Here is a 17,101-nt window from a genome sequence, read left to right on the forward strand (position 1 = left end):
GGGGCCCATTGCGGCGTGTGCGGCGACGGCCGCGCGCGGCGGCGTGGCGGCGTGGAACCGGCGGCGGGTGGGCCGGGACGCTCAGCGGCGGCGGTGCACGAGCCGGCCCGCGCACACCGTCGCCAGGCAGGCGCCGCCGTCGTCGAACACCGCCAGGTCGGCGCGGCCTGCGACGACCACGGCCGCCGGGCGGGAACGGTCCAGGACGAGCACGTCGTTGCGCGCGGCGGCGGACCGGAGTTCGGGGGTGCCGGCGTGCTGCGTCAGCACCGCCACCGCGCCGGTCTTCAGCACGGCGTGGACGCGTTCGCGCGGGCTCGGCGCGTCCGGCAGCGGACCCTCGTGGACCCGCCCGGGCCCGAGCACACCGGGCCACTGCCGCACCCGCGCCGCCGGGAACCGCTCCCGTACCTCGGCCAGTGTGCCCACGGCGGCGATCCGGTCGCCCTCGACGGCGACGGCACCGCCGTCGAGGAGCGTCGCGTCGTCCAGGCGGAGCCGGTCCGCCGCGTGAATCGTCAGCACGGGCCGGTCAGTTGGAGGTGAGGAGCTTCAGCTCCGGGTGGGCGGTGCCGCCCTCGATGGCCGTGGAGGAGATGTGGGAGACCACACGGTCGTCGACCGGGTCGTTCGCCGGGTCGTCGTGCACGACCAGGTGCTCGTACGTCGTCGACCGCTGGGCCGGGACCCGTCCGGCCTTGCGGATCAGGTCGATGATCTCCAGCCGGTTGGAGCGGTGCCTGGCACCGGCGGAGGACACCACGTTCTCCTCCAGCATGATCGAGCCGAGGTCGTCCGCGCCGTAGTGCAGGGACAGCTGGCCGATCTCCTTGCCGGTGGTCAGCCAGGAGCCCTGGATGTGCGCCACGTTGTCGAGGAAGATCCGGGCGATGGCGATCATCCGCAGGTACTCGAAGATCGTGGCCTGCGTGCGGCCCTTCAGGTGGTTGTTCTCCGGCTGGTAGGTGTACGGGATGAAGGCGCGGAAGCCGCCCGTGCGGTCCTGTACGTCGCGGATCATCCGCAGGTGCTCGATCCGCTCGGCGTTGGTCTCGCCGGTGCCCATCAGCATGGTCGACGTGGACTCGACGCCGAGGTTGTGCGCGATCTCCATGATCTCCAGCCAGCGCTCGCCGGACTCCTTCAGCGGAGCGATCGCCTTGCGCGGCCGGGCGGGCAGGAGTTCGGCGCCGGCGCCGGCGAAGGAGTCCAGACCGGCCGCGTGGATGCGGGAGATGGCCTCCTCGACGCCCACCTTGCTGATCCGCGCCATGTGCTCGACCTCGCTCGCCCCCAGGCTGTGGATGACGAGCTGCGGGAACTCCTTCTTGATGGCGGCGAAGTGCTTCTCGTAGTACTCGACGCCGTAGTCCGGGTGGTGGCCGCCCTGGAACATGATCTGCGTGCCGCCCAGTTCGACGGTCTCCGCGCACCGGCGCAGGATGTCGTCGAGGTCGCGGGTCCAGCCCTTCGCCGTGTCCTTCGGCGCCGCGTAGAAGGCGCAGAACTTGCACGCCGTGACGCACACGTTGGTGTAGTTGATGTTCCGCTCGATGATGTACGTCGCGATGTGCTCGGTCCCGGCGTACTTCCGCCGGCGCACGGCGTCGGCGGCGGCGCCCAGCGCGTGCAGCGGCGCGTCGCGGTAGAGGTCGAGGGCCTCTTCGGGAGTGATCCGCCCACCGGCGGCGGCGCGGTCGAGGACGGGCTGAAGGTCGGCCTTCTCGGTCACCGGTGTCCCTTTCGTAAGGGTGTGGACGGACCGGTCCAGCCTACGCCAGGGCCTGCGAACGGCCGACGTCAGGCCGCGTAGGCGCCGATCAGCAGGCCGGTGAGGGCGCCGCCGATCAGGAACGGCCCGAACGGGATGGCGGTCTTGCGGCCCGCCCGGCGGGCGACGACGAGGGCACCGCCGTACAGCGCGCCGAACAGGAACCCGGCGAAGGTGCCGAGCATCACGGTCGGCCAGCCGTACCAGCCGAGGACGGCGCCAGCGCCGAGGGCCAGCTTCACGTCGCCGAAGCCCATGCCGGCCGGGTTGATGAGGAACAGCACGAAGTAGCCGGCGCCGAGGGCGAGCGCGCCCAGCAGGGCGGTCGTCCACTCCCCCGCGTGCTCGGGGGCCAGCGCGGCCAGGCCGAGCAGGACGAGCGCGGTCGCCGCGAACGGCAGCGTCAGCGGGTCGGGCAGCCGCTGCACCCGCAGGTCGACCACCGCGAGCAGCACGCCGACGGGCGCCAGCAGCAGCCACACGCCCAGCTCCGGCCGGGTTCCGGTGGCGGCGGCGAGCGCGCCGCAGACCAGGGCGGTGACGACGACGCAGGCCGCGCCCGGTCCGTACGACGGGCCCGCGCAGGACCCGCACCTGGCCCGTCCGAGCCAGCCGGTCACCGGATGCCCCGCCGGGCAGGCCGTCCGCCACTCCTGCCCGGCCGGTGCGGAGAACCGGTACGCCGCGCGCGGCAGCACCGCGCCGGCCGCCGCGCCCCACAGCGCGGCCGCGGCGACCAGCGCCGCGTACAGGCCGTCGCTCATCCCGCCGGGCCGCTCATCCGGCCGCCGCGACCGCGTCGCGCCAGGCGGGCAGCAACTCGTCGAGCAGCGCCTCGGTGCGCGGCGGCAGCCCGCGCGCGCCGCTGCGGGCGACGAGGTCGGCGGCGAGGGCGGTGAGGCGGGCGGGGTCGTCGAGGGCGTGGGTGGCGCGCAGCAGCTCGTTCCACAGCCGCTCGTCGGCCGGGGCGGTGCGCAGCGCGGCCTCGATCGCCTCGATGGCCTTCGGCGCGCGGTTCTTCTCCATGTGGAACGCGGACAGCGCCAGTCCGGTGTCGGCGACGAGCAGCGGCAGCTGGGCGTCGACGATCTCGTGGGTGAGCCAGCGGTAGCGGCCCTCGGGCCGGTCGGCGAGCAGCGGGCCGCGCACCAGCACCAGCGCGTCGGTGAGCAGCCGGCCGCGCACGGCCCGGCTGTCGACGCCGCGGCCCTGGGTGGCCTCGTGGTACAGCGACCGCAGCACGTCCAGGTCGGAGACGACGGACTTGGCGAGGGTGAGCCGGCCGGTGGCGTCCGTGCCGAGGCGGGGCGTGCCGTCGGGGTCGGTGCCCAGCCAGGAACGCAGCCGCTCGATCAGCGCCTCGCGCACGTCGTCGGTGACGCCGCGCGGCCACAGCGCGGACGACAGCACCCGCGGGTGCACGCCCTCGCGGTGCAGGAGCAGCAGCGCCAGCGCCTCGTGGAGCAGCGCACTGCGCTCGTCGTCCGGGCTGTCCAGCCCGATGATCTCGTACGGGCCGACCAGCCGCGCGTACACGGCCGGGCGTCCCTGCTCGCTGATGTCGACGAGGAACGGCGGGGTGTTGGCGGGCCCGTCGGGGCCGCGATCGGGGTCGGCGTCCACGAACAGCTCGACCACGGCGCGCTGTTGGGCGGCGGGCAGGAGCTGGGCGTCCAGTTCGAGGCCGAGCAGCGGCGCGAGCAGTTTGCCCTCGCCGGTGATCTCCATCTCCCAGGCGGCGCCGGGCAGATCACCGCTGTCGGTGCCGACGAGGTAGCCGATGCCCAGACGGCTCGCGTCGGCGGCGAGTTCGGCGAGCGTGACGGCGTCCTCGGCGGACGGCTCGGCGGCGAGCAGCACCAGGTGCGGGGCCCAACGGGTGTGCTGGGCGGGGCCGGTGCGCCCGGTGAGCACGGAGTCGTGCCCGGCGGCGCCGAGCGCGCCGCGCCGCTGCCGCGTCTCGGCCTCCATGGTCTCGATCAGCGCCTCGATGTCGTCGAGGTGCCGCAGCCGGTTGGGGGCGAGCGGGGTGAGGTCCTCGCCGAACCCGACGAGCGTGATGGTCATCCGGTCCGACCAGCCGTTGGTGGCCAGCTCGGCGGCGACGGAGGCGAACACGGCGGCCCGGTCGGCCTCGCTGCCGCTCAGCGAGACGATGCCGGGGACGGCCTCCAGGTTGAGCAGCAGCCGCGAGTCGTCCATGGTGCCGAGGCTGACCAGGCCCGGGTAGGGGGCGGCGGTGTCGGCGTCCTCGTACCGGCCGGCGTCGTCCTTGGCGAGCATCCAGAACGTCTGGTCCTGGCCGAGCTGCCAGGGCGCGGGCGGCTTGCCGGACGGCTGGGCGAGCTGGAGGTGCAGGTCGCCGTTGCTGAGCCAGGCCGCGTAGACGGTGGGCAGCGGACGGGACTCGGCGGCCAGGTCGGCGGCGAGCCCGCGCAGCGACCGGTCCAGCAGCCGTACGCCCTCGGGGTCGGCGCCGACGAGCAGCGCGTCCTGGGCGTCCTGGGCGTCACCGGTCGGCGTGGGCGGCTCCATGCCGCGCCGGCCGCCGACCCCGCCGAACGCCGACTGCCACAGCGCCTGCCGGCGGCGGTGCCCGAGGGCACCGAGAAGACCGGCGGCGAGCAGCGGAGCGGCGAGGAGGGCCTCGGGCAGGCCGAAGGAGGACGACTCCTGGGCGGGCGTGGCGTGCTGCCGGTCCGGCTGCTGCTGGTGTCCGGCGTGGCCCGGGTCGGGGGCGGGCCGCTGCTCGGGCACGGAGACCTGCGCGGCACCGCTGCCGCCACCGCCCTGGGCGTGGTCCCCGCCCTGGCCGGTCCTGGCGTAGTCGTGGATCTGCTGCTGCACCTCGGGCGAGACCTGGGGCGCTTCGTCCGGCATCTCGACGAGGTCGCCGCCGCGGGCGTCGCCGGGCATCTCCATGATCCAGCCGGGCCGGATCAGGCTGGCCTCGGACAGCTTCGAACCGTCGGGCTGGGTACGGTCCTTGTTGAGTTCGAAGATCTCCTTGTAGCGGCGACCGTCACCGAGGTGCCGCTCGGCGATCTCCCACAGGGAGTCGTGGTGGCGGCCCTCGGGCGGCTGGATCCGGTAGAACTTCGTGTCGCCCTCCTGCCGGGCGCTGCTGCCGCTCGCCGCTTCGGCGTGCGAGGCCTGCTCGGCGAGGGCGGCGGCGGCCCCGGCGGCCTGCTCCTGCTGCTGGGCGAAGAAGCCGGGCGTCTGCTGGGCGGCGGCCACGGTGGGCCGCTGGTTGCCGTCCAGGCCCTGCCCGAGCTGGCTGAGTCCCGGCGTGAAGCTGGCCGCGGTGGCGCCGACGAGCAGCAGCGCGGCGACGAGCTGCCGGGCGAGCAGCTGGCTGGGCCCGGCGCCGGGCACCCGCCCGGGCACGCCGACGCCCGACAGCGCGGCCTTCATCTCCACGAGCACGCACGCGGTGAACTGCGCCCAGGCCAGCCAGACGACGAACGTCAGGATGCCGAGGAACGTCTGGACGGAGATGTCCTGCCGGAGCCACTCCATCGGCTCGAACGTGTCCGGGAACGGCCAGCCGGCCGTCATCGCCAGCGCGAGCGGCACCCCGACGAGCAGCACGAGCAGCGCCACGAAGGCGAGGAACGCCTTGACGAAGTCGCCGAAGGTCCGCCGCCGCACCCGCACCGGCTGCGGCGTCCGGTTCCTCGGAGCCGTCGAGCTTGACGAGCTTGCACTGCGGCGTCGCGGCATGGCGGGAGTCCTGGGTGTCGGAAGGAGGGTCTGTTGAGCCTACAGAGATCTTATTGACTCGTACGGACGCAGTCGAAGCCCCGAGCCGTTCCGTCCCGCACGCGTCCGTCCCGCACCCGCGACCCCCTCTCCCCCTCGCAGCATCTCCGCCGTCCGCTGCGCCGACGGCACACTCCTCACCTTCCCCACACAATCCGCCGCTACCTCACAAGTGCCCCTGACCTGCCCCTGATAGCTTCGTTCTCCGTTGCAGACAGTTGCAGACAGCCGACACAGGGGGAAGTCCGTGGCCCGCAGAGCCCTGCCCATCACCGCAGCCGCCCTCACCACGACGGCGGCCCTGCTGCTGACCGCCTGCGGCGGAAGCGGGGAAGAGTCGTCGTCCGACGACATCAAGGGAGCGGACACCGGGTCGAGCAGCCCGTCGGCCTCGGCGTCGGCGTCGTCCTCGCCCGACGTCAAGCGCCCGGAGATCGCCCTCCCCAGCACTTTCCAGCTCACCTTCGAGAACTGGAAGAGCAGCGACCCGGACGAGCAGGCCGTCCTCAACGACGGCAAGGAGGAGTTGCGCTCCGGCTACGCAGCGATCATCGAGAACGACCCCGACAGCGAGGCCCTCGCCTTCTACCACACCGAGGGAGGCCTCTCGCAGGCTCGGGAGTGGATCAGAAGCTACACGGACAAGAACGTCACGGTCATCGGGAAGCTGCCCGTCTTCGACCCCGAGGTCACCATCGGCGACGGCAAGAAGAACGCTTCGCTGTCGTACTGCACGGACGAGACCGATGCCGCGACGAAGAATCGCAACACCGGCAAAGTGGTTGGAAATCCGGCCGGCACGGATCCCGAGGTCTTCTACGTGATCTCACTGACCAGGAACTCCCAGGGGGTGTGGCAAACCGTGTCCGCCCGTTCCGAGAGGGGCGGTTGCTCGCGATGAAACAGCGCGCGGCCCTGCCACTGACCATCGCGTCCCTCGTCACCGTGCTTCTGGCTCCCACGCCCGCCCACGCCATCGGTGAGGGCGATACCTTCGGTGACACCAAGGGCAACGAACTGACCGCCTCGGTCAGCACTTCCCGGATCAAAGTCACTCAGGTGAGCGGCCCCACCGACGGCAAGGGCAGTCTGTCCGCGGTGGACCCGAACTGGGAGCCACCCCCCTGCTGGTACGAACCCGTCTTCACTCCGGAACAGTTGAAGAATTTTTCGGAGAAGGACGGCAACGGCGATGTGAGCGTGCGGCAGGCATGGTTCGGTGAAGGGCTCTGGACCGACCACTACAGGGACGAGAAGGACGCCACCAACTACTTCGGCACTCCCTCCTCCGTGAAGGGGTACAAGAACTACAACCTCGGCAAGGACGGTTACTTCTGGCGCGGTGTCGCGCCGGACCTGACCAACCTCGACACCTCGCTGTGCAACCGGCTGATGTTCTGGGTGGAGGCGGGCGAAATCCCCGATGAGCCGGAGGCACCCACCCCGGAGACCCTGGCCGAGTACGCCTATGACAAGGTGAAGGTTCCCGAGACCGAGATCGAACTGAAGCCCGAAGCCAGGTCCACGGTGAATCTTGCGACCTGGGTCTGGCTCGACAAGGCGACCTTCACGGACATCACGGTCCGCGCCGAGCTCCCCGGTACCGGGCTGTGGGCGGAGACCACCGCCAAGCCGGTCGCCCTGCACCTCGAGCCGGGCACGGACGACGCGGAGACCTTCCCGGCCTCCGGCGACTGCGAGATCAACAACGACGGCTCCATCGGCACCCCGTACACGAAGGGCAGCGCCGACAAGACCCCGCCGTGCGGCATCAGGTACCTGCGGGCGAGCGCCGGCGACCCGTACGAGCTGACGGCGTCGATCACCTGGCAGATCTCCTGGGAGGGCAGCGGCGGAGCCCGCGGCGACCTCCCCGACGGCACCTTCGAGACCACCCAGGACATGACGGTCCAGGAAATCCAGTCGATCAACCGCTGACCGCGCCCCCTCACCCGCCCGCCCCGTGACGGCCGTCAGGCCGGACCGGGGCGCGGGTCGATGGTCCAGTGGTTGGTGTGCAGGAGGCGGTCGGCGAACGTCACGGTGCGTTGGCCGGCGAGGGTGAAGCCGAGGGTGCGGCAGATGCCGTTGGAGGCCGCGTTGCCGACCGCGGGGAAGGCGTGGACGAGGCCCCAGCGGCCGTCCTCGGCGGCCAGGTCCAGCAGGGCGCGCACGGCCCGCTTGCCGTGGCCCCGGCCCTGGTGGGCGGGCAGCACCATCCAGCCGATCTCGGAGATGCGCTGCCCGCCGTCGTCGTGGGACCACAGGGTCACGGTTCCGGCGACGGTGCCGGGGTCGGCCGGGTCGGGGACGATCATTTTCGTCCAGGCGGTGTCCCGGACGGCGTCACGGACGTCGCGCTCGACCTTCTCCCGCATGCCCTCGCGCGGCAGCGGGCCGCCGAGGTCCCGCATCATGACCGGGTCGCAGCGCATCCGCACGTACGCGTCGAGGTCGTCGGGTGTCACATCGCGCAGCAGCATGTGAGGAACCTCCTGTGCGTGGGCGGGTGTTCAGTGTGCGCGAGCGGGGCCGCGTACGGTCGGGTGCTCCACGGGTGGAACGAGGCATGGGCAACGGCAAGAGCGATCTCGCGCTTCCGCTGAGCGATCTCGAGGACTACGGGCGGCGACTGCGGTCGCTCAAGACGCGGATGAACCACACCAAAAAACTCTTCGAGTCCCACAAGGACGACATCGGGGACGGAAGCGTATGACGCGTTGTCCGACTTCGAGTCCAACTGGGAGGACGGACGTGAGGACATCACCCAGCAACTCGACGCGCTCGCCGGTATGTCGGATGCCGTGGTGCGTGAATTCAAGAAGCTGGAGGACGAACTCACCAAGCAGGTCGACGAGAAGATGAAGGTCGAGGACAAGCGGGGGAACAAATGGGAAAAGGGCGGGAAGTGAGCCGCCCTCACGAAATGACGACGACGGGCCCCGGACGGGGAATGTCCGGGGCCCGCCGTTCAGGCGCTGTCAGTGAATGTCAGCGGCGCTGCTCAGGCAGACGTGGTGTGCACGTGGCCGTCGCCCGCGATGCCACCCGGGGTCACCGAACCGCCCAGACCGGCGCACACGGAGAGCGGGCCCACCTCGGCGTACGCACCGACACCGGCGGAGCCACCGGCGGTGGTGACGGCCACGGCGGCGTCGACGCCGGCGGCGATCGCGTGACCGCCGGAGACGTTGTCCAGGTCGGCGTCGGAGATCTCGGCCGTTTCGACCTGCGAGGCGAAGTTCATGGCTGGCCTTTCCATTCGTAGCAAGGAATGCAGCGGCGGGGAGTTCGCCGGAAGCCCGGAATCGGGACTCACTCCGACGAGCCGTGCCCACTGATCAAAGCACGCATGCGAACAGCCGACCAGTGGCGCGGAGTTGATCGACGCTGCCTCAGCGTCACCGAATTCATTGTTGTGGCAATCCGGTCACGAATCGGGTCGGCGCCTTCACGCTACCCACCGGTTCACGAAGGCACCGGCCACCGCCGGGCGGCTTTCCGGGCCGCCGCTCACCGCACGCCGTGACTTCCTCCCGATTTCCCTCCCTTTCCGTACGACCTCCCGGTGAACGGTGTGCAGGTCCGAGGGATTTTTTCGGGACGGTGCAACTGTGACACTCCCGGGGGCGTCAGCCCACCTCGTTCTCCGCGACGGCCTGCCCGCGGACCGCCACGTCGCCGCCGTAGAACATGCCCGTGAAGACGGGCGCGTATGTCAACTGGACCTCGACTTCCACGGCTTGGGCGTTCGCGGCGACGCAGTGGGTCGCCGCGACGTCCGGGCCGGACATGTCCATCTCACGGGCGAACGCCTTCACCCGGGCGTCACAGTTCTGGTAGTTGATCGGCGCGGGGCCGCCCTCGTTGTCGTAGAGGGCCTCGCGGTCGATGTCCTGGGCGGCATAACGGGCCGCCTGCTCAGCGATGTCGGCCGCCCGCTCCCGCTTGGAGATGGACATGCCGCCGTCGATGACGAAGGCCGACAGGGAGAGGAAGACCAGCGCGAAGATGATGACGGCGCCGGCGCCCGAGCCGCGGTCGTCCAGGCGGGTGCGGCGGTGGGCCGCCCAGCTGCGGATGCGGGCGCTCACGCCGTCCTCCGGTAGGGGTCCAGCGGGGAGCTGAAGCTCGAGGTCAGGGTCGTCGGGATGTCCAGGCCCAGCATGGCGAGGCCCCGCACCTCGCAGCTCACCTCAACGGTGAAGATGGTGTCGGGTTCGAAGCCCTGGCTGGTCTGCACGACGCTGACCGGGCCCGAGCAGACGTCGGTCAGGTTCGCCTCCGCCGCGGCCCGTGCCTCGGCCATCGCGGTGGCGTGGTCCTTCTGGATGGAGCCGGCGCGCGCCGCGTCCCGCGCGGCGCCGTCCAGCGCGCCGCGCCCGTCGACCAGTTGACCGAAGCCGACCAGCACCAGGATGAACAGGATCATCACCGGCGCGAGGATGACCACCTCGACGGTGGACAACCCCCGGTCCCGGTCCCGGTCCCGGCCCCGGTCCTGGTCCCGGTCGCGGCCACGGTCGCGGTCCCAGTCCCGGTCCCGGTCGCGGCTCCCGTCCCGGCCCGGTGCGCCGTCCGCCGGCCTCCGTGCGCCGCGGAAGACGGAGAGGTCCATCTAGTTCTCCCCCTCCTGCACGAACCGCTCCACCGGTCCCATCGACTGCGCGTGCACCGTCAGGTCCAGCCCCGGGAACACGGTCGGGATGCGTGCCGTGATCTCCACGCCCACCGTGTCCTGCTCCGGCTGGAGCATCCGCACATCGGGCCCCAGCACCAGCTGCGGTCCCAGCTGCCGGATGTAGCTGTCCACCACGTCCTGCGCCTCGCCGCGCCAGCCGCCCGGCTGGTCGTAGGCCGTCGCCCGCGCCTTGCGCGCACCCGCCTGCGCCGCCGCCTGCGCGACGTGATCGGCGAAGAAGTACAGCGCGAACTGCACCGTCGCGAAGATCATGAAGAACAGGACGGGCGTGAGCAGTACGAACTCGATCGCGGTCATGCCGGAATCGCCGCGGGCGGAGGCGGCCTCCACCCGTCGGCGTACCCAGCGACGTACGCGCACCGACATCCCCGTAGCAGCAGTGACCGCGGTCAGCAGGTCTTGCCCGCGTCCGCGCCCTTGATGCAGTCGCCGACCTTGTTGGCGCCCTCGCTCAGCGCGGCGTTGATGATGGCGGCCACGACACCGACGATCGCCACGACGACCGCCGAGATGATGACCCACTCCACCGCGGAGGCACCGCGGTCCAGTTCGCCGGAGCGGGCGCGCTCCACGCGGGCCCGCATGAAGGTGACCAGGAAGTCCACGGCGGGAATGCCGGTGTGGAAGGTACGTCCGTTCATGACGCGTTGTCCTCTCGAATTCGGTTCACGGAAGTTGTGACGTACGGCTCACGGTTGACGGTTCGCGATACACCGGTCATGGATGTCACACCTGGAACACCCGCATCGCCGCCGGGAAGATCAGGAACACGAGGAACCCCGCGCACAGCAGCAGCTGCGCCACGAGCATCGACTGGGACTTCTCGCCCGCGCTGCCCTCGATCTCGGCGAGTTCGCGGTGCCGCATGGTCTCGGCGCGGGAGGCGAGGGACTCGCGCACCTTGGCACCGTCGTCGGCGACGAGGGCCAGCGAGGCGGAGAGGTCCTTCAGTTCCTCCACGCCCAGCTCCTCCCCGAGCTGTCCCAGCGCCTGCCACTGGCTGATGCCGGTGATGCGGGCGTCGGCGAGGGCGTTGCGGATGCGGTGGGTCGCCCAGCCGTCGGACACCTCGGCCGCCGCCATCAGCGCCTCCGGCAGGCCCCGGCCGCCGGCCAGGGACATCGACACCAGGTCCAGGTAGGCGCCGATGACCCGGCGCAGGTCGCGCCGCTTCTCGGCGGCGTCCCTGCGCACCTCCAGGTCGGGCAGGAAGAAGAACAGCGCGGCGCAGGCCAGGGCGAGCCAGACCGGGATGACGGGGCTGTCGGCGAGGGCGAGCGTCCAGACGATGGCGAACAGGAACGGCCCGAAGAACAGGCCGGCCACCGCCAGCAGCACCTTCGTCGCCAGGAACTTCTCCCAGCTGCGGTCCAGCACCGCGAGGTCCGCGCGCAGCGACCGCTGCTCCCAGCCCTGCTGCAGGTAGAACTCGGCGACGCGGGCGCCCACTTGGGCGCGCAGGGTGCCGAAGCGGCCGCTGTCCTTCGCGGTGCGCGCCGACTCGTACGCCGTGCCGCGGGCCCGCATCGCGTCGATCCGGGCGACCTGCGCGATCGCGCTGCGCTTGGTGGGCATCAGCGCGCGGACGAGGACGTAGATCCCCAGTCCGATGACCGCGCCGACGACCATCGGCATCGTCAGGTCGTCACTCACCGGCGTACCCCCTCGTCCTGCTGGATCGGCGCCTGCTGCGGCGCGCCGCTGCCGGGTGTGCGCGGCCGGACGAACTGGACCGCCGACTCGTCGCGCACCAGGAAGCGTTCGGGCGTCTCGATGGTGGACAGCTTGCGCAGCCACCAGAAGCCGAGGGCGAACAGGCCGCAGACACAGGCGAGGACGAGCTGCCCGACGGGCGTGCCGTACGGCTCGACGAAGTCGCGGTTGAAGATGGACAGGCCGAGCACGAACGCGATCGACACGGCGACGACGATCTGCACCGAGCGGCGGGTCGAGGCGCGCTGCGCCATCACGCGCTGTCGCATGTCCACTTCCTCGCGCGCCGACTTGGCGAGCGCGCCGAGGACCTGCCGCAGACCGGGGCCGCGCAGCCGCGCGTTGAGGATGAGCGCGGCGACGATGATGTCGGCGGAGGCGTCGTCGATCTCGTCGGCGAGCTGCTGGAGTGCTTCGGGCAGCGGGGTGCGGGCGCGCAGCCGGTCGACGAGCGCGTCGAGGTGCGGGCGCAGGACCGGCGCGGCGGCGCGGGCGGAGGCCGGGATGGCCTGTTCCAGGCCGACGGCGCCGGCGATGGTGTCGCGCAGCGACTCGGTCCAGGAGGCGAGCGCCTCCACGCGCCGCATCGCGGCCCGTTCCTCGGCGGCGCCGCCGAACAGCCGGTCCCAGAAGAACACCAGCACGGCGGCGGCGACACCGGCGACCGCCCAGCGGGTCAGCAGCAGCACGACGAGGCCGACGATCGCGGCGAGCGAACCGCGGCGTCCGGCGAACCGGATCAGCTCGCCCGCCCGCTCGCCCGCCTTCTGCTTCTCGTGCGCGGGCTTGGCGGGCAGTCCGCGTACGGCGACGGCGAGCAGCGCGATGCCGCCGCCGACGGCGACGCCGGAGGCGAGCGCGTACAGGACGGTGGTGGAGAACAGGCCGCCCATGGAGCCCAGGGAGCCGAGCGCGGCGAGGTCGGTGGTCGCGGCCGTGTTCACGGCCACGTCCGGGGTCGTGGTCGTCGGGGTGGTCACCGGCTCACCCCCACGTTCCGCTGGGCCGGTAGCCGTACGCCATCAGTTCCTCCAGGCAGGCTATGGGGGCGTGCGCGACGACGCGGCCGTCGGGGGCCTCGGCGAACACCTCGCTGGACAGCACGCGTCCGTCGACGCCGTTGACCTCGCGGACGGAGGTGACCATGCGCTGGAGGCGGCCGCCGCTCTGGTAGTCGTTGCGCCGCTGGATGAAGACGACGAAGTTCACCGCGCCGGCGATGAGCATCTGGCTGGCCTCGATGGGCAGTCGTTCCGTCGCCTGCAGGGCGTAGGTGGAGATGCGGTTGAAGACCTCGCTGGAGCTGTTGGCGTGGATCGTGGACAGCGAACCGTCGTTGCCCTGCGACATCGCGTTCAGCATGGTCACGATCTCGTCGCCGAGCACCTCACCCACGATGACCCGGGAAGGGTTCATGCGCAGCGAGCGGCGCACCAGCTCCGCCATCGAAATGGCGCCCTGTCCCTCGGAGTTCGGCAGTCGTTCCTCGAACGCCACCACGTTGGGGTGCAGGTCGGGGAAGGTGTCGAGGCCGAGCTCCAGCGCCCGTTCGACGGTGATGAGCCGCTCGTGCGGCGGGATCTCGTTGGCGAGGGCGCGCAGCAGCGTGGTCTTTCCGGCGTTGGTCGCGCCCGCGATCATGATGTTCTTGCGGGCGCGGACGGCGCAGGCGAGGAAGTGCCCGAGTTCCGGCGTCAGCGTCCCGTTGCCGACCAGGTCGGAGATGAACACCTTGCCCATCCGCGCTCGGCGGATGGACAGCGCGGGCCGCCGCGCGACGTCCATGACGGCCGACAGACGCGAACCGTCCGGCAGCCGCAGGTCCAGCTGGGGGTTGGCGGAGTCGAAGGGCCGCGACGACAGACCCGAGTAGGCGCCCAGCACCTGGATCAGCTCGATGAGCTCCTCGTCGGTCTCGGCGACGGGCTCGCCGCGCACCTCGCGGCCGTCGGAGTAGCCGACGAACACCTGGTCGCAGCCGTTGATGTCGATGTTCTCGACCTCGGGGTCGTCGAGCAGCGGCTGGAGCCGGCCGACACCGAACAGCGCGGCGTGCACGGCGGCCGCGTACTGCTCCTCGGTCTCCGCGTCGAGCGGCGTACGGCCCGCGTTGATCTCCGCGCGGGCGTACTCCTCGAGTATCTGGGCGATGACGGCGCGCGCGTACTGCCGCTCGTCCTCGGTGGACATCGGCGTGACGCCGTTGACCTGGTCGAGGCGGCGCTGTTCGGCGATCCGGTCGCCGGCGTCCTGACGGAACCGCTTGACCAGCTGGTGGTCGACAGCGGTCATCGCCCGGCTCCGCGGGCCTGCTGCGCCTGCTGGGCCTGCACCTGGGCGTGCTGGGCCTGCGCGGACGCGGCCCAGGCGGCGCCGTACTGCTGGTAGACGTCGGCCGTCACCTTGCGGGCGGAGCGGATCAGCAGCGACTTGTCGAGGCGCCCGCGCCTGCGGCCGGCCAGCTGCTCCGCGCCGGCCGGGTCGTCGGCGAGCGTGCCGACGACGCGGGCCCCGGTCTGGGCGTGCACGAGCATGTCGTTGACCTGGGAGGCCAGTTTGGCGGCGTCGCCCGTGTCGGCGATCAGGACGACGCCGATCACCGGGTTGCCGAGGGTGGCGGCGCCGCGCGGGCCGCCGTGCAGCCGGCCGGCGAGCGCGGCGGCACGGTCCCGCACGCGCGCCAGCGCCTCCGGTTCGGTGCGCGAGACGAGCAGCACCAGCGAGGCGTGGGCGAACAGTTCCAGGGCGGGGGTGTCGCCGCTGATGCGTCCGCAGTCGGCGATGACGTCGGCGGGCGCGTGCGGGGAGTCGCCGAGCGCGGCGAAGGCGTGCCCGAGCGTCGGCCACAGTCCGGCGAGCCCGGCGGCCTGTTCGGCGATGCCGAGCCCCACGAGCACTTCCAGGCCGCCGCTCAACGGCTGTACGTGGTCCCACAGTTGGTCGGGCACGAGTCCGCGGCGGGCGGTGGCCGCGATGGACAGCATGCCGGTGTTGGGGTTGAGCGGGCCGCCGTGCGCGGCGGCGCTGCGGTAGACGAGGTCGCCGCCCGCCGGGTCGGTCTCGGCGAGCAGGACACGCCGCGGCCAGACCGCCGCGAGGGCGACGGCCGCGGTGGTGACGCCGGGGGAACCCTTGTCGGCGGCGAGGGCGATGAGGGCCATGGGTGGGGTGCCGCCTTCTCAGTTGCCGGGGACGTGCACGATGGCGACCTCACCCGCGGCCGCCGCCGAGGCGAGCGCTGCCGCGTCGGCCTGGTCGACGAGGAGGGTGAGCGTCTTGCTGCCCGTACTCACGGTGGAGTCGCTGTCGTCCGCGACGGTGTTCACCCGGGCGCCGTCGACGAGGGCACCGGAGGACGAACCGCTCGCGCCGGAGTCGGTGTCGTCGGAGTCGTTCGAGCTTGAACCGGCACCGCCGACCCGGTAGGCCGCGACGATGTCGCCGGGCTTGATGTCCGCCGGGTACTGGCCCTCCTTGAGGGCGAGGCCCACGGAGGCCTTGCCTTCGGGCAGGCTGCTCTTCGCGGAGAACATCTGGCCCTGCACGACCGTGTCGGCGTAGATCGTGGTCTTCGCCTTCATGGTCTTGAGCGTGTCCAGCTGCTCCCACCGGATGTAGTTGATGCCCGCGTCCTCGGCGACCATCACGGAGGTCACGTCCGCGTCGGTGACGGACGCCCCGGCCGGGATCTCCTTCTCGACCTTGATGACCTCGATGCGGTCACCGGCCTGCAGCACCAGCATCGTCGCGCCGAGCGCGCCGACGAGGATCAGCAGCACGGCGAGCGCGGCCAGGGCCGGCTTGCGCTCGCGCGGCGGAGTGGGAAGCCGGTCACCGACCGATGCTTGAGCCGGAGCCGCGGAACGACCCGCGCCCGCCCCCGTACGCTCCTGGATCTTCACGCAACCGCTCCCCGTACACCCAAGAAATAGTCTGCCAAGTTCCCTGAAATCCCGGACACTTCCCCCTCGTCCACCCGTGCACAGACATGCGGGACGCGTCGGACCTACCCGCCCGACCTGGGCGAATAACCAACGCGAGGGTGAGTGTCAAGCCATCGCACCGTATCAGCCACACATAAGCCCCTCAAGGCGGAGCCCGCCCCGCCCGCACGGCCCCGCACACCGTTATTCATCTGCAATTTCACCTTTGAACAACCCAGTTGGGACCGGCCCCGCGAACCCCCGCCCCCTGTGCGCGAGCGAACCCCCGCCCCGCCCCGGCGGCCACGCAGTACGTACGATTCATCACCCACCGCTCATGAGGCCTGCACGGTTCACTCACGGGGGCACCGACCGTCCGTGCCATGATCTTCGACCGGGCAAGGTGACGGGACGTAAGTACGGGGACACGGGGACAGATGAGTCCGCAGGCGCGCCGCGCGCTCGTTCCCGCTCGCCGCAGGACTCGACCGACCACCAAGGAGCCATCCATGAAGCGCGTCGCCATGCTCGCGGCCGCCTCCGCCTTCTCCGCCCTCTCCCTCGCCGCGCTCACCGCCTGCGGCTCGGGCACGGAGTCGGACGGCACGACCGGTGAGCCCCGGCCCTCCGCGACCGAGACGAAGCCGCCGACCCCGGCCGAGCGGCTCCACGGGCTCATGGTCACGTCCGCCGACGTCGACGGCTACCGGGTGGAACCGCACTCGGACGCATACCGCTTCGCCGAGTCGCCCGAGGACGTCACCCTCGACAAGCAGGTCTGCGCGCCGCTGGCCCACGCCGTCAACCAGCTTCCGCTCGGCGACCCGCAGGCCCACCTCGTCCGGGTGCTGTCGAAGGACGCCGGCGCGCACACGTACGTCACCCTTGCCACCTACACCGCCGGCGGCGCCGGGACCGCCATGGACGACCTGAAGAAGGCGGTGGCGTCCTGCGGCGACGGCTTCACCGCCAAGGCGAGCGGCGGCACCAGCACGTACGACTCCGTCACCGCGGAGAAGGTCGCACCGGCCGGCGACGACTCCCTCGGCTTCACCACCACGATGACCTTCCGCGGCGCCTCCCACACCCACCACACCCAGGTCGTCCGCAGCGGCGACGTCATCGGCGTCTACTTCGCCGTCGACGGCAGGGCCATCGCGGAAACCCGGCCGAGCGACGCGAAGCTGCCGGTGACGGTGGTGAAGGCCCAGAACGCCAAGCTGAAGTGAC

Annotated in this window: 18 protein-coding genes and 1 pseudogene; 4 read left to right on the forward strand and 15 right to left on the reverse strand. The window is 71.6% G+C overall.

The genetic code is table 11. The features are described 5' to 3' along the window. Positions 1 to 81: 81 nt before the first annotated feature. From FGW31_RS14240 to FGW31_RS14255, 4 genes are all read right to left on the reverse strand, one after another. A complete protein-coding gene (locus FGW31_RS14240) occupies positions 82 to 525 on the reverse strand; it encodes an imidazolonepropionase-like domain-containing protein (protein WP_142193781.1) in 444 nt (147 codons plus the stop codon). Between the two features lie 7 nt (positions 526 to 532). Next, complete coding sequence (gene mqnC, locus FGW31_RS14245) at positions 533 to 1,732, reverse strand: cyclic dehypoxanthinyl futalosine synthase (RefSeq protein WP_142193782.1); 1,200 nt, start codon at positions 1,730 to 1,732, stop codon at positions 533 to 535. A gap of 68 nt (positions 1,733 to 1,800) precedes the next feature. After that, complete coding sequence (locus FGW31_RS14250; RefSeq protein ID WP_142193783.1) at positions 1,801 to 2,535, reverse strand: prepilin peptidase; 735 nt, start codon at positions 2,533 to 2,535, stop codon at positions 1,801 to 1,803. Between the two features lie 13 nt (positions 2,536 to 2,548). After that, positions 2,549 to 5,494 (reverse strand): BTAD domain-containing putative transcriptional regulator, encoded by a 2,946-nt coding sequence (locus FGW31_RS14255; RefSeq protein ID WP_142193784.1) that lies wholly within the window; start codon positions 5,492 to 5,494, stop codon positions 2,549 to 2,551. A 286-nt stretch (positions 5,495 to 5,780) separates the two neighbouring features. On the opposite strand from FGW31_RS14255, the gene FGW31_RS14260 reads away from it, so the two are divergent. Both FGW31_RS14260 and FGW31_RS14265 read left to right on the forward strand, forming a co-directional pair. Continuing rightward, positions 5,781 to 6,434, forward strand: coding sequence for a hypothetical protein (locus FGW31_RS14260; RefSeq protein ID WP_142193785.1), 654 nt, complete (start codon positions 5,781 to 5,783; stop codon positions 6,432 to 6,434). Then, entirely contained in the window at positions 6,431 to 7,471 is a 1,041-nt protein-coding gene (locus FGW31_RS14265) for a hypothetical protein (protein ID WP_142193786.1), read from the forward strand. The genes FGW31_RS14260 and FGW31_RS14265 overlap by 4 nt, the downstream gene beginning before the upstream one ends. A gap of 35 nt (positions 7,472 to 7,506) precedes the next feature. On the opposite strand, the gene FGW31_RS14270 is transcribed toward FGW31_RS14265, so the two are convergent. Beyond that, on the reverse strand, positions 7,507 to 8,016 hold the full coding sequence (locus FGW31_RS14270) for a GNAT family N-acetyltransferase (RefSeq protein WP_142193787.1): 510 nt from the start codon (positions 8,014 to 8,016) through the stop codon (positions 7,507 to 7,509). Between the two features lie 86 nt (positions 8,017 to 8,102). Here FGW31_RS14270 and FGW31_RS14275 point away from each other — a divergent pair. Then, positions 8,103 to 8,445 (forward strand): annotated as a pseudogene (locus FGW31_RS14275) (hypothetical protein). 92 nt (positions 8,446 to 8,537) lie between these two features. Here FGW31_RS14275 and FGW31_RS14280 read toward each other — a convergent pair. The 10 genes from FGW31_RS14280 to FGW31_RS14325 form a co-directional block, all read right to left on the reverse strand. Further along, entirely contained in the window at positions 8,538 to 8,780 is a 243-nt protein-coding gene (locus FGW31_RS14280) for a hypothetical protein (RefSeq protein ID WP_142193788.1), read from the reverse strand. A gap of 385 nt (positions 8,781 to 9,165) precedes the next feature. Continuing rightward, positions 9,166 to 9,627: a TadE/TadG family type IV pilus assembly protein gene (locus tag FGW31_RS14285; protein WP_142193789.1), complete on the reverse strand. Its 462-nt coding sequence runs from the start codon at positions 9,625 to 9,627 to the stop codon at positions 9,166 to 9,168. Beyond that, positions 9,624 to 10,151: a TadE/TadG family type IV pilus assembly protein gene (locus FGW31_RS14290; RefSeq protein ID WP_233288641.1), complete on the reverse strand. Its 528-nt coding sequence runs from the start codon at positions 10,149 to 10,151 to the stop codon at positions 9,624 to 9,626. The genes FGW31_RS14285 and FGW31_RS14290 overlap by 4 nt, the downstream gene beginning before the upstream one ends. After that, positions 10,152 to 10,601 carry a TadE family protein gene (locus FGW31_RS14295; protein WP_142193790.1) on the reverse strand — a complete coding sequence of 150 codons (450 nt, stop codon included), beginning with the start codon at positions 10,599 to 10,601 and terminating at the stop codon, positions 10,152 to 10,154. Positions 10,602 to 10,624: 23 nt separating this feature from the next. Continuing rightward, positions 10,625 to 10,876, reverse strand: a complete 252-nt coding sequence (locus FGW31_RS14300) for a hypothetical protein (RefSeq protein WP_006133157.1) — start codon at positions 10,874 to 10,876, stop codon at positions 10,625 to 10,627. A gap of 85 nt (positions 10,877 to 10,961) precedes the next feature. Further along, positions 10,962 to 11,870: a type II secretion system F family protein gene (locus tag FGW31_RS14305; RefSeq protein ID WP_142193926.1), complete on the reverse strand. Its 909-nt coding sequence runs from the start codon at positions 11,868 to 11,870 to the stop codon at positions 10,962 to 10,964. Positions 11,871 to 11,884: 14 nt separating this feature from the next. After that, positions 11,885 to 12,841 carry a type II secretion system F family protein gene (locus FGW31_RS14310; protein ID WP_142193927.1) on the reverse strand — a complete coding sequence of 319 codons (957 nt, stop codon included), beginning with the start codon at positions 12,839 to 12,841 and terminating at the stop codon, positions 11,885 to 11,887. Between the two features lie 91 nt (positions 12,842 to 12,932). Then, on the reverse strand, positions 12,933 to 14,240 hold the full coding sequence (locus FGW31_RS14315) for a CpaF family protein (RefSeq protein WP_142193791.1): 1,308 nt from the start codon (positions 14,238 to 14,240) through the stop codon (positions 12,933 to 12,935). Then, positions 14,237 to 15,109: a hypothetical protein gene (locus FGW31_RS14320; protein ID WP_142193792.1), complete on the reverse strand. Its 873-nt coding sequence runs from the start codon at positions 15,107 to 15,109 to the stop codon at positions 14,237 to 14,239. Before FGW31_RS14320 ends, FGW31_RS14315 begins: the two co-directional genes overlap by 4 nt. 18 nt (positions 15,110 to 15,127) lie before the next feature. Beyond that, complete coding sequence (locus tag FGW31_RS14325; protein ID WP_142193793.1) at positions 15,128 to 15,850, reverse strand: hypothetical protein; 723 nt, start codon at positions 15,848 to 15,850, stop codon at positions 15,128 to 15,130. Between the two features lie 530 nt (positions 15,851 to 16,380). Between FGW31_RS14325 and FGW31_RS14330 the strand changes: the two genes are divergently transcribed. Further along, positions 16,381 to 17,100, forward strand: a complete 720-nt coding sequence (locus FGW31_RS14330; protein WP_142193794.1) for a hypothetical protein — start codon at positions 16,381 to 16,383, stop codon at positions 17,098 to 17,100. Position 17,101 lies beyond the last annotated feature (1 nt).

This window comes from Streptomyces calvus (assembly GCF_006782915.1).
GTDB lineage: Bacteria > Actinomycetota > Actinomycetes > Streptomycetales > Streptomycetaceae > Streptomyces > Streptomyces calvus.

Coding starts and splice junctions, on each gene's coding strand:
- FGW31_RS14295 (WP_142193790.1), bottom strand. CDS start 10,601: ATGTCGGTGCGCGTACGTCGCTGGGTACGCCGACGGGTGGAGGCCGCC.
- FGW31_RS14255 (WP_142193784.1), bottom strand. CDS start 5,494: ATGCCGCGACGCCGCAGTGCAAGCTCGTCAAGCTCGACGGCTCCGAGG.
- FGW31_RS14300 (WP_006133157.1), bottom strand. CDS start 10,876: ATGAACGGACGTACCTTCCACACCGGCATTCCCGCCGTGGACTTCCTG.
- FGW31_RS14305 (WP_142193926.1), bottom strand. CDS start 11,870: ATGCCGATGGTCGTCGGCGCGGTCATCGGACTGGGGATCTACGTCCTC.
- FGW31_RS14270 (WP_142193787.1), bottom strand. CDS start 8,016: ATGCTGCTGCGCGATGTGACACCCGACGACCTCGACGCGTACGTGCGG.
- FGW31_RS14330 (WP_142193794.1), top strand. CDS start 16,381: ATGAAGCGCGTCGCCATGCTCGCGGCCGCCTCCGCCTTCTCCGCCCTC.
- FGW31_RS14320 (WP_142193792.1), bottom strand. CDS start 15,109: ATGGCCCTCATCGCCCTCGCCGCCGACAAGGGTTCCCCCGGCGTCACC.
- FGW31_RS14310 (WP_142193927.1), bottom strand. CDS start 12,841: ATGGGCGGCCTGTTCTCCACCACCGTCCTGTACGCGCTCGCCTCCGGC.
- FGW31_RS14250 (WP_142193783.1), bottom strand. CDS start 2,535: ATGAGCGACGGCCTGTACGCGGCGCTGGTCGCCGCGGCCGCGCTGTGG.
- FGW31_RS14280 (WP_142193788.1), bottom strand. CDS start 8,780: ATGAACTTCGCCTCGCAGGTCGAAACGGCCGAGATCTCCGACGCCGAC.
- FGW31_RS14265 (WP_142193786.1), top strand. CDS start 6,431: ATGAAACAGCGCGCGGCCCTGCCACTGACCATCGCGTCCCTCGTCACC.
- FGW31_RS14315 (WP_142193791.1), bottom strand. CDS start 14,240: ATGACCGCTGTCGACCACCAGCTGGTCAAGCGGTTCCGTCAGGACGCC.
- FGW31_RS14290 (WP_233288641.1), bottom strand. CDS start 10,151: ATGGACCTCTCCGTCTTCCGCGGCGCACGGAGGCCGGCGGACGGCGCA.